At 42.0% G+C, this 12002-nt stretch carries 10 protein-coding genes; 7 read left to right on the top strand and 3 right to left on the bottom strand.

The annotated features are described in order from the left end of the window. Positions 1-57: 57 nt before the first annotated feature. From QZ574_RS09580 to QZ574_RS09570, 3 genes are all read right to left on the bottom strand, one after another. Positions 58-243, bottom strand: a complete 186-nt coding sequence (locus QZ574_RS09580) for a DUF2892 domain-containing protein (RefSeq protein ID WP_297089221.1) — start codon at positions 241-243, stop codon at positions 58-60. A gap of 145 nt (positions 244-388) precedes the next feature. Then, positions 389-817, bottom strand: coding sequence for a C-GCAxxG-C-C family protein (locus QZ574_RS09575; protein ID WP_297089219.1), 429 nt, complete (start codon positions 815-817; stop codon positions 389-391). A gap of 143 nt (positions 818-960) precedes the next feature. Beyond that, entirely contained in the window at positions 961-2157 is a 1197-nt protein-coding gene (locus tag QZ574_RS09570; RefSeq protein ID WP_297089217.1) for a phosphoglycerate kinase, read from the bottom strand. A 250-nt stretch (positions 2158-2407) separates the two neighbouring features. On the opposite strand from QZ574_RS09570, the gene QZ574_RS09565 reads away from it, so the two are divergent. The 7 genes from QZ574_RS09565 to QZ574_RS09535 all read left to right on the top strand — a co-directional run bounded on the left by QZ574_RS09565 (position 2408) and on the right by QZ574_RS09535 (position 11982). Next, a complete protein-coding gene (locus QZ574_RS09565) occupies positions 2408-3532 on the top strand; it encodes a DNA polymerase III subunit delta (protein ID WP_297089216.1) in 1125 nt (374 codons plus the stop codon). Positions 3533-3761: 229 nt separating this feature from the next. After that, entirely contained in the window at positions 3762-5006 is a 1245-nt protein-coding gene (ricT, locus tag QZ574_RS09560) for a regulatory iron-sulfur-containing complex subunit RicT (protein ID WP_297089215.1), read from the top strand. Between the two features lie 105 nt (positions 5007-5111). Continuing rightward, complete coding sequence (locus QZ574_RS09555) at positions 5112-5582, top strand: gliding motility lipoprotein GldH (RefSeq protein ID WP_297089213.1); 471 nt, start codon at positions 5112-5114, stop codon at positions 5580-5582. Between the two features lie 40 nt (positions 5583-5622). Further along, complete coding sequence (gene trmB, locus QZ574_RS09550) at positions 5623-6363, top strand: tRNA (guanosine(46)-N7)-methyltransferase TrmB (RefSeq protein ID WP_297089211.1); 741 nt, start codon at positions 5623-5625, stop codon at positions 6361-6363. A gap of 146 nt (positions 6364-6509) precedes the next feature. Then, a complete protein-coding gene (locus QZ574_RS09545) occupies positions 6510-6836 on the top strand; it encodes an MGMT family protein (RefSeq protein ID WP_297089209.1) in 327 nt (108 codons plus the stop codon). Positions 6837-6962: 126 nt separating this feature from the next. After that, positions 6963-8078 (top strand): Mrp/NBP35 family ATP-binding protein, encoded by a 1116-nt coding sequence (locus QZ574_RS09540; protein WP_297089207.1) that lies wholly within the window; start codon positions 6963-6965, stop codon positions 8076-8078. 214 nt (positions 8079-8292) lie between these two features. After that, complete coding sequence (locus QZ574_RS09535) at positions 8293-11982, top strand: tetratricopeptide repeat protein (RefSeq protein WP_297089205.1); 3690 nt, start codon at positions 8293-8295, stop codon at positions 11980-11982. Positions 11983-12002 lie beyond the last annotated feature (20 nt).

The following is a 12002-nucleotide window of genomic DNA, read 5'->3' as shown; positions in this document are numbered from 1 at the left end:
GGCAACAACAAGGGGCTGAAGATAACTAATTTCTGCTGTCGAAGAGGCTAAAATGGTTTAGTCCTTTTTCAGTGTTGATATTTTTAAGGGCAAATAAAGCGGGCAAAACCGAAATAGTCCGGTGGCTAAAGGAACAATGCCAATTAATCCCCACCAGCTGTCGAATATTGCACCAACAATGGCAATTAATAAACCAACTATAATTCGTAATAACCTGTCAACCGAGCCTACGTTACCTTTCATCTTTTAAATATTAATTGTTTATACTGTTAGCCTTTGCCATCCCAAAAAAAAGTTGTTTGTTCTTTTCATGGAGTTTCAGCACATTGCCTCTACTGTATTTTTTTTGAAACTTATAGCTTAAAAACAGTGCAGGGGAGTTTTCGGTTCAAAAATCCACTGCTAAAATTTTGCAGGCGGTTTTAATAAACTCCGGACATTTTTTGCTAAACACATTTTGTTCTGCTGCTGCTGTCGCTCCTTCAGGAGTTGAAATGTCGAACCCGGTAAGGTGTTTGCAAATCAGGCTTCCGTGTTGCGCTTTAAATTTTTCGTTAAACTGTTTTATTTTGGCTTTTGTTGCAGCCTTTGCTTCTGCATTGTGGCTTGCATGTCCGTGTTTGGTTCCAATAACCATATATGCACCGGTAACCGCACCGCATGTTTCGGCGCATGCCATTCCACCCCCAAAACCACTCGAGATTTTTAAGGCCAGCTCTTCATTAATACCAAGTTCTTTGGCATGCAGGCTAAATACTGTTTGGGCACAATTTACCTGCGAGAACCTTTCGTTAACCTGTTGCGTTTTGTCTTTCATTTTTTTGTTTAAAGTTAGTTATAAAATGCAGAGACCAGGCCAAAAATGATGTTGAAGAGTGAAAACAAAGGGGTAATTTTAACGAAAAAAGGCCCGAAGCACAAGAGCCTCGGACCTTTGAAAATATAGTAATTGTTTTTTGTTTATTCGCCGCGAACAGCTGCAACACCCGGAAGTGTTTTACCCTCGAGGTACTCGAGCAGTGCGCCACCTGCAGTTGAAATGTAGGAAACGCCCGGCGCAATGCCGAATTGGTTAACAGCAGCTACCGAGTCGCCACCACCAACAAGCGAGAAGGCTCCTTTTTTAGTGGCTTCAACAATGGCTGCGCCAATGGCTTTTGTTCCGGCCGAGAAAGTTTCCATTTCGAATACACCAACAGGGCCATTCCAAAGAATTGTACCGGAGTTTTCAATTACCTCTTTCATTTTTACAATACTGTCCGGACCGGCATCCAATCCTTGCCATCCGTCTTCAATGGCGTTGGCTGCACAAATTTTGGTGTTGGCATCGTTACTAAAATCATCGGCAGCAACAACATCGGTGGCAATTACCAGGTTAACACCTTTTTCTTTGGCCAGCTTTTCAATGTTTTTTGCGGTTTCTATAAAGTCATCTTCACAAATTGAATCTCCTATCGTTCCTCCGTTTGCTTTAACAAAAGTATAGGTCATACCACCGCCCAAAATCAGGTTGTCAACTTTGTTTAACAGGTTTTCGATGATGGTAATTTTTGAACTTACTTTTGCGCCACCCATAATTGCTGTTAGCGGACGCTGTGGGGCTTTAACTACTTTGTCGAGACTTTCTACTTCGCTTTCAATCAGGTAGCCAAACATTTTATCATTTGGGAAAAACTTGGCAATAACAGCTGTTGAAGCGTGGGCACGGTGGGCAGTTCCAAAAGCATCGTTTACCCAGCAGTCGCCGTTTTCAGCTAATTTAGCAGCAAATGCTTCGTCGCCGGCAGTTTCTTCTTTGTAAAAACGCAGGTTCTCCAGAATTAAAACCTCACCAGGTTTAACCGCTTCAGCCATGGCTTTTACCTCGTCGCCAATACAATCAGGAGCTATTTTTACCGTTGCACCACCAAGCAATTCACTCAGGTGATTTACCAATGGTTTTAACGAGAATTTTGCTTCAGGGCCACTTTTGGGGCGTCCCAGGTGCGACATAATAATTGGTGAACCTCCGCCTTCAATAATTTTTTTGATGGTAGGAAGTGCAGCGCGCATTCGGGTGTCGTCAGTAATTTCAAAATTTTCGTTTAATGGCACGTTAAAATCAACGCGGATAAGGGCTCTTTTCCCTTTAAAATCATAGCTGCTAATTGTTTGCATGATATTTTGTTTTTTTAGTGTTTTTTGAAAAATTCAACCAAAGATAAAAATTAATAGCACGAAAAAACAGTGGAATTTTAATGCTCTTTGTAATTTAATGTAAGAGTAAGATAAAAGGAATGATAGAATGCTTTGTTGCGGTAATGTGTTGATGGTTTGTTTTAGACGTGCCAACAGCAACTTAGTAATCATCGGGGATATTTATGCTTTGTGTGGCTACTGAAACGACAGAAAGTGCTATTTTTGGCTTATGTTTTTTAAAGATGTAGTAGGACAAAAAGATGTTAAAAACCGCCTGATCCGTTCGGTTCAGGAGCAGCGAATCAGTCACGCCCAATTATTCTCGGGGCCTTCAGGTACAGGAAAATTAGCTATGGCTTTGGCTTATGCACAATATATTTCGTGTAAAAACCGTAGCGAAACCGATTCGTGCGGAACCTGCCCCAGTTGCCATAAGTATAAAAAACTGGCCCACCCCGATTTGCATTTTGTGTTTCCTATTTTTAATGCCAAACAGTTTAATAAACCGGTTAGCGACGATTTTTTACCAAAATGGAGAGAAAAGGTACTGCAAAATCCCTATTTCGAGCTTAGCGAATGGTTGAGCCACATTGATGCCGGAAATGCACAGGGTGAAATTTATGAGCGCGAAAGCGAATCTATTTTACGAAAACTAAACCTAAAATCGTTTGAGTCGGAGTTTAAGGTGATGATTATTTGGTTACCCGAAAAAATGAATATTGCCTGCTCGAACAAGCTACTTAAAATGATTGAGGAGCCACCCAGCAAAACGCTTTTTATTTTAGTAACTGAAAACGAAGAAGGGGTAATTGGAACCATTCGTTCGCGGGCACAATTGGTTAAATTTCCTTTTGTTGATAATGAATCAATACAAAATGCGCTGTTGCAAATCGAAGGTATCAATCCGGAGATAATTCCTGATGCCGTACACCTGGCTTCGGGCAGTTATATCAAAGCTTTAGAATACTTAAACCCGGGAGAAGAGGAGCAGTTTTATTTCCTGAAATTCCAGGAAATGATGCGCTTTGCCTATGCCCGACAGGTAAAAGAAATGATTGACTGGGCAGATGAAATGGCCGGCATTGGCCGCGATAAACAGAAAGCCTTTTTTGCTGCAGCGCTTCGCCTGGTGCGCGAGTATTTTGTGTCGAACATGCACCGCAGCGAAATTGTGTATATGAATCGTGCCGAAAAAGACTGGGGTAAAAAATTTGCTCCATTTATTAACGAGCGAAACATAGTAGCTTTTGCCGACGAATTTGAACTGGCTATCAAACACATTTCCATGAACGGAAATCCACGCATTATTTTTATGGATACCGGTTTACGGATGGTACGATTGATAAAACGATAAAATTGACAAACCCTCTAAAGTTTATTTCTCCTTTTTAGATTCATTTTAAAAACAGCTTCAGCTTAAATCAAATAACTATTAATCATTACTTTTGTGGGTTAAATGCTTATATTGGCAAAGCCGAAAATAAAATGGCTTCAGCTAAATGCAAAAGAGTCGCAGCGGCACATTTTCAGGATTAATTTGAAATGAAGATAAGCCTTGTGCTGCGATACTACGAATCAATAAAATGAAAGAAGTAAATACCACAGATAGAGGAATTTGTCAGACAAAAGTTGGAAACTGCGGCAAACTGCAGGTAACCGACTGGCTTGGCGATGTACAGCCTGCCTACAAAGGCGAAGATATTGTTGAGGTACGTTTTAAAAATACCCGAAAAGATTACTACAAAAATGTTAATAATCTGAAGCTTAAAGTTGGCGAATTAATTGCTGTTGAGGGAAATCCGGGACACGATATAGGAATTGTTTCGTTGATGGGCGAACTGGTGTTTGAGCAAATGAAACGCCATAAAGTAACCCTAAACAATGGCGAATACCGTAAAGTATACCGTCATGCCAAACCGGTTGATATCGACAAATGGAAAGAAGCCATTTCGCTGGAACATGAAACCATGATTCAATCACGACAGATTGTTAAAGATTTGGGATTGGATATGAAAATTGGCGATGTGGAATACCAGGGCGACCGCACCAAGGCTATCTTTTATTACATTGCTGATGGTCGGGTTGATTTTCGCCAGCTGATAAAAGTGCTGGCCGAAACTTTTCGTATCCGCATCGAGATGAAACAAATTGGCGCCCGCCAGGAAGCCGGACGTATTGGCGGAATTGGCCCCTGCGGCCGCTCACTGTGTTGTTCAACCTGGATGAGTAATTTTGTTTCTGTTACCACAAATTCGGCACGGCATCAGGAGATTTCGCTAAACCCGCAAAAACTGGCCGGGCAGTGCGGAAAATTGAAATGCTGCCTTAATTTTGAGGTAGATGCCTATATTGATGCGCAAAAAGATTTCCCGCCAAACCATATTCCGCTGGAAACAGAGCACATGAGCTACTCGTTTTTAAAAGCCGATATTTTTGGAGGAATTTATTGGTATGCGCCTCGCGGCGAAGGCCCCGGAACATTGGTAGCCGTACCGGTAAAAAGGGTGAAAGAGGTGTTGCGTTTAAACAGAAATGGCAAAAAGCCGGAAAAACTGGTGGTTGAAAAATACGATGCCGGTGCACAGAAAAACGATACATTCCACAATGTAGTTGGGCAGGAAGACCTCGATCGCTTCGACCGCTCGAAGAAAAAGAGCCGCTCGAAAAATCGGGGTAGCCGACGGCAATCTGGCAGAAATACGCCCAGAAACCAGTCGCAAACGCAGGGTCAACAAAAAGACCGCAGTAAAAATAATAACCAGGAGCGTGAGCGTGGACAAAATCGTCCGCAACGACAAAATCAAAATCGTAAACAACGTCGTAAATAAACAAACAACTTCTCATTTTTTGTGTTTGTTTTGTGCAGCTTAAATAGTAAATAAATGACAGTGGCACCTGTAGGTGCTAAAAGTTATTGATAATTACCTGGAACAATGAATCGTATTTTACAAATTGTAGTGTTTGCCGCAGTTTTATTTGTAACGGCCTCGTGCGATAATCGGCGCGTTTTCGATCAATACAAATCTATTCCGAAAAGCAGTTGGCAAAAAGATTCGCTGGTAGTTTTTAACGTGCCGGTAGATGATACCCTGCAAAATCATAACTTGTTTATAAATGTGCGTAACGAACTCAATTACCGCTACAGCAACCTGTGGCTGTTTGTTACCATTGAACAACCCGGAGGAACAGCTCTGAAAGATACCTTTGAACTGGTTTTGGCCGACCCAACAGGAAAATGGTTGGGCCAGGGTTTTGGCGGGCTAAAAACCCGACAGGCTGTTTACCGGAGAAACGTATTTTTTCCACATTCAGGAACTTATTTTATCCGCTTGCAACACGGAATGCGTGATGAAGAATTGGAAGGTATTACCGATGTGGGTTTTAGAGTAGAAAAAATAAAATAACCTCTGGTTTTATTAATAACAGAAGAACTTTATTGCAAAGGTGGGAAAAGGAAAACTAAAGAAATTTGATGAGATGAAAGGCTTTGAACATGTGGTTCAGGCACCGTTTCATAAGGTAGGACATGATGATTTTCAGTTAAAGGGAAAGTGGGCTCTTGATTTTTTTAAGAATGATAACCCTATAGTTTTAGAGTTGGGCTGCGGAAAAGGCGAATATACCGTTGAGCTGGCTGCAATGAACCCAAACATTAACTACATTGGAGTTGACATAAAAGGTGCCCGGCTTTGGAAAGGTGCCAAACAGGCTTTTCTGCGCAACATGAAAAACGTGGGCTTTTTACGTACCAATATTGAATTGATTACCCAGTTTTTTGCCCCCAACGAAGTGGACGAAATCTGGTTAACCTTTCCCGATCCGCAAATGCGAAAAGTACGAAAGCGGCTTACCTCAACTACATTTTTAAATAAGTACCGCAATTTTTTAAAGCCGGGTGGCATTGTTCACCTGAAAACCGATAGCCAGTTTCAGTTTAAATACACCCTTGAGATGGTGAAAGTCAATGGATTTGAAATTCTGGCTCAAACCGATAATTTGTATGAATGGGAAGGATTAACCGATGTGTTGCGCATTCGTACTTATTACGAGAAGCAATGGCTCGATCGGGGAATTACCAGTAAATACCTCGCTTTTATTCCGCATCAAAACGAGTACCTCGAACCTAATATTGAGATTGAACGCGATGAATACCGTAGCTTTGGGCGAACTGCCCGCGATTTATAATGGCGGGTAAAATCTCCAGTCTCCAATGCAGCATCTTTAAGTGAGAATAACTGGTGGGAATTGGAAGTTCGGCATTGGAAATTTGATACTATCCGACTTTCAATCCAGAATATTCAACTAATATTTTAAAATAGATATTTTAATCTATGTCCGATTTTTTTAACCAGGTTTACGAAGTAGTAAAACAAATACCGCCGGGGCGGGTAACATCTTACGGTGCCATTGCTGCCAGCATTGGATCGCCGGGAGCCGCGCGTATGGTAGGGTGGGCAATGAATGCCAGTCATGCCCACCACGAATATGTTCCGGCACACCGGGTGGTTAACCGAAATGGCCTGCTCACCGGAAAACATCATTTTGATAACCCCAATGCAATGAAAGAATTACTGGAAGCAGAAGGATTGCATGTTCAGGAAAACAGAATTCTGGATTTCAATGAAAAATTTTGGGATCCGTTAACGGAAATTGAATAGCTAAAACAATCAAATGTTCATAACGAAAAGATGAAACATTTCTCTTTTTCAACTGTTCATCTAAATGCAATTATTAAATTTGCAGCTTCATATTAACATTAATAACAGTAAAATAAACCGTTTAAAATGGCAGATATACCAAGAAAATTAATTGTTCCGAAGGATGTTACCGACGCATTGCGTACGGTAAAATACCCCGGAAGCACCGAAGATGTTGTACAATTGGAAATGCCCCAGGAGATTCGTATAGCGGGGCAACGTATAAGTTTTTCGCTGGTTTTTCAGAAAAGTAACGACCCCAATATTGAGGCCCTTGTTTTGGCCTGCGAAAACGCCATAAAAAAATACCTGGGTGAAGGGGTTGAGATTGAAGACAATATTGCTGTTAAGTTTATCCACGATATGGAACGCCCGGTTTTACCCAATGTAAAGAACATTGTGGCTGTGGCGTCGGGTAAAGGTGGCGTTGGAAAATCAACAGTTGCGGTTAACCTGGCTGTAGCACTGGCAAAATCAGGAGCCAAAGTGGGTTTGCTCGATGCGGATATTTTTGGACCATCAATTCCAAAAATGTTTGGTGTTGAAGGGGAGCGTCCGGCAGGGGTAAAAATTGACGACCGCGAAATGATAAATCCGCTGGAAAAATATGGTGTTAAATTTTTGTCGGTTGGCTTTTTTGTTGATACCGACAGTGCCATCATCTGGCGAGGGCCAATGGCATCAAATGCGCTAAAGCAACTTATTTCGGAAGGAAACTGGGGCGACCTGGATTATTTACTCATCGACCTGCCACCAGGAACCAGCGATATTCATTTAACACTGGTACAGTCGGTTCCGGTTACCGGTGCAGTAATTGTTACAACTCCCCAGGATGTAGCTCTGGCCGATGTGGTGCGTGGTACCAGTATGTTCCAAAGCAAATCGGTTGATGTCCCGGTACTGGGTTTAGTTGAAAACATGGCCTGGTTCACGCCTGAAGAGCTTCCTGAAAATAAATATTACATTTTTGGAAAAGAAGGCGGAAAAAAACTGGCCGACAAGTTGGGCTTGCCGCTGCTGGGGCAAATACCTATTGTGCAAAGTATTCGCGAAGGTGGCGACAATGGTTCTCCTGTTGCTGCTAATGGCGAAACAATAACCGGACAAGCTTTTGCCGAAGTTGCCGAAAAGGTAAAACACCGCGTGCACGTGCGAAACATTCAGCAGGCGCCAACAAAAAAGGTAAAAATTACAAGGAAATAACAAGCAATTTGCAGGGAAGACACACGTGTTATCCCTGCAATTTTTTTTGGTTTTAAATCCCTTCTCAAGGCTTAATTCTCCCAAAGAATAATTAATTCTTTTACACATTCATTTTTTCTTATTTTTGCAGCTTTATTTTGGTAAAACAATTCGGCGCTTGCAGGCAATAATCTTGTAATTCCCGAGTTTATTCAATGAGTTAACAAAAAACTGTTTGAGACAAAGAATTTTACATACCATATTTCTCTTTTTATTGGTTTCGGTTTTTGCCGGCTGTTCAACCGAAAAAAACACGCGGGCATCACGAACTTTTCATAATGTAACCTCGCGTTATAATATTTATTTTAATGCCAACGAGGCTGTAAAAGAGGGTGTTGCAACAATTGAGGAGCGCATCGAAGACGATTTTACCCGGGTTTTGCCCATTTATAAAGAGAGCGATCCATCAACCATTCGGATGGTAAAATCGGATATGGATTACGCCGTGGTAAAATGTTCTAAGCTGGTTGAAATTCATTCGATTACAAAAAAACCAAAACGTAAACGGGGCGGTGGTTCGCGCAAGTATCAGGAGTTTGCCAGTCAGGAAGAGTTTAACAAATGGATTGACGAAAGCTATTTGTTAATGGGTAAGGCCTATTTCTATCAGCATAACTATTTTGCTGCTATCGATAATTTCTCGTATGTGGTTAGAAAGTACCCCGACGAAGAAACAGCCGATGAGGCCCAGGTTTGGCTCATCAGAAGTTTTACCGAATTGGAACGATTTATTGAAGCCAACGAAGTTATTCAGGCCATTCAGGCCTACGATGATTTTCCGAAAAGCCTGGAGCGTGATTTTGCCATTGCCACTGCCTATTATCACATGAAACAGCTGGAATACAACAATGCTATTCGTATGCTGGACATTGCCATTAAAAAAACCTTTTGGAAGAAAGACAAAGCCCGTTTGCAATACATTGTGGCACAACTATACCAGGAGCTGGGGCAAAACGAAGCAGCTTCGGCAGCTTTTAAAGCCGTTACTAAAATGAATCCGGATTACGCCATGGCTTTTAACGCCCGCATTAATGCAGCCGGTGTATTTTCGGGAGAAGGAAATACGGCAGACCTGAGAAAGCAGCTGAATAAAATGTTGCGCGATAAAAAAAATGTGGATTTCAGAGACCAGATTTATTATGCTTTGGGTAACATCGATTTTCGTGAAGGTGATCGCGATGGTGCAAAAGGCAATTATAAAGAATCGGTAGCCACAAGTTTTAAAAATCAGTTTCAGCGTGCACTTTCGGCAATAACGCTCGCCGATATTTATTTTGAGGATTTAAACTACCGTGGAGCACAATCGTATTACGATAGTGCCATGATTATTATCGACGAAACTTACCCCGACTATAAAAATGTATCGGCACGTTATAAAAGCTTAACCAACCTGGTTGACAATATGCTTACCGTTGAGCGGGAAGACAGCTTGCAGAGGGTGGCCAATATGCCCGATGCAGAGCGTGAAGCTTTAATTGCCAGTTTAATGAAAGAAGAGCAGGAGCGCCAGCGCAATATGGAGAATGTGGCCATGCAGGGAGCTCGTAGTCAGGGCTATTACCGATCAAACCGCTACCGAATGGGAATGGGAAATTCGGGTGGAGCCGGCTGGTATTTTTATAACCCGCAAACGGTAACTTATGGCCGTGTTACTTTCCAACAGCAATGGGGACGGAGAACGCTGGAAGACGATTGGCGACGATCGAATAAAAATACTGTTTCGATGGAGGAAGGCGAAGAACTGGCTGATGGTGCAGAACCCGAAGAACAACGGGTAGAAGATCCGTTGAAAAAAGAATTTTACACCCAGGATTTGCCCTTAACCGATTCGCTGATGGAAGTTTCGCATGAGCGGATACGCGACGCATTATACAATGCCGGGAAAATATTTAAATCGGAGTTTGAAGACTACAAACGTTCAGCCGAAGCTTTTGAGGAATTGATAAAACGCTATCCGAATAATATGTACCTTTTATCGGCCTATTTTGATTTGTACGACTTGTACGAGTTGATGGGCGATAAAACACAATCAGACTATTATCGTAACCTGATTATTTCTAACTTCCCGAATAGTAAGTTTGCCCAATACCTTATCAATCCAAATTTCTTTATTGAAATGGAAGCCAAGTTGGATAGTTTGAACCGCATGTATCAGGAAACATTCAGAAACTACAAGTTGGGCAGGTACCAGAATGTACAATCACTTACCGGCCAGATGAAACGCATGGAACCGGATAGTGTTATTCTTCCGAAAATTGACTTTATGCAAACGGTAGCCAATGGGGTTCAAACAGGTGTACACAATTTTGAAACACTGTTAAAAGACTACCTGGCACAATATCCCGATAAGGAACCATCTCCACTGGCGCAGGAAATTCTTACCCTGATCCAGGACAGTACGCTTACCGACTACCAGAAACTGGTGGAAATGGGTTACATAAACGAAGAGATTCAGAACGAAGAATTATTGCCTGAAAACTTTATGGCCGATGATGAATTTGGTGGCAAGTTTAGCTACGAAGAAGATTTGCTGCATTATTTTGTAATTGCCTATCCGCGCGAGGATGAAAGTAAAATTGATTTGAATCGCCTGAAGTTTGATATTGCCAATTACAACATCGATCATTACACCAAAATTGATTACGATATTGAAACGGAATACCTCGATGACAAGCTGGCTTTTGTGCTTGTTCGGGCAATGACCAATAAGGAAAATGCATTGATTTATCACGGAGCAATCATCCGAAGGGCATCGGTGTTTAAAACCCTGCAGGGGGTTGAGTATATGAACTTTGTAATATCATCAACCAATTACCGCGCAGTTAAAGAAGAGCGCTCAACGGCTGACTATATGAAGTTTTTTGTGAAAAATTACAGTCGTTTTATCCGCTCAAACTTCAGCGACGACGAAATGGATATTTCACCTGAGGAGCTGATGGCACGTGCCGAAGCCGAAGACAATGCGCTGAAAGAACGCGGAACTTTTGTTACCGTAAAAGCCGGTGTCAAGGGATTGTTTGATACCGACGTTGATACCACTCAAAATTTTATTATTGCTGTAAAAGATAAAGGTTTGGCCATGCGACCGCTGTTGCGCGGTTTTGCAGATTTTAACCGCGACCAGTTCCGAAGCTGGAATCTTGCACTGCAATTAAAAGAGGTGGGCGATTACCAGCTGCTGGTAGTTAAAGGTATTCCTACAATTAACGAGTCCATGTCGTATTTCCGAAGGGTGGTAACTACGCGTAGTTTGTTCGAGCCACTTGGGCAGTCAACCTACCGTAACTTCCTGATTACCGACGACAACTTGCAAACGTTGCTTGACGAAAATAAGGTAGACGAGTACATTACTTTCTTCAGGAATAATTACATACAGCGCAGGCCGGCAAGTACATCAACCACAACGGGCAACGCAGGCAGTACAAACGCTTCAACTACCACGGCGGGCAGCGTTCAAACCGAAGAAGTGGAAAACAGGGAGGTGCCCGAAGGCCCATATCAGCCAGAAATTGAAGGAGCACATCGCATTGTATTTGTCATTCCGGCAACCGGTGTTGATAAAGCAACTTTTGTGGGAGGCATTCAGCAGTTTAACCAATCAAATTTTGCCAGCTCAAATTTTGTAATTGAAGAACAGGGGCTTGATGCCATTCGGCAACTGGTGATTATTAAAGGCATGGAAGATCGTGATACCGCGCAGCGTTACTTCGATATTGTAAAACAAACCCGCAGCTTATATGCACCGTTGGGCAGTGCCCAATACCGTAACTTCCTGATATCAGATGAAAACTTCAGCATCTTCCTTCAGGAAAAAAATATTACCGAGTACATGGATTTTTACAAAAAGGTTTATTTGAATAAATAGCCTGTAAGGTTGAACAGGTG

The sequence above is a fragment of the uncultured Draconibacterium sp. genome (assembly GCF_913063105.1).
In the GTDB taxonomy this organism is placed as follows: domain Bacteria; phylum Bacteroidota; class Bacteroidia; order Bacteroidales; family Prolixibacteraceae; genus Draconibacterium.
This window is presented reverse-complemented; position numbering and strand designations above follow the sequence as displayed.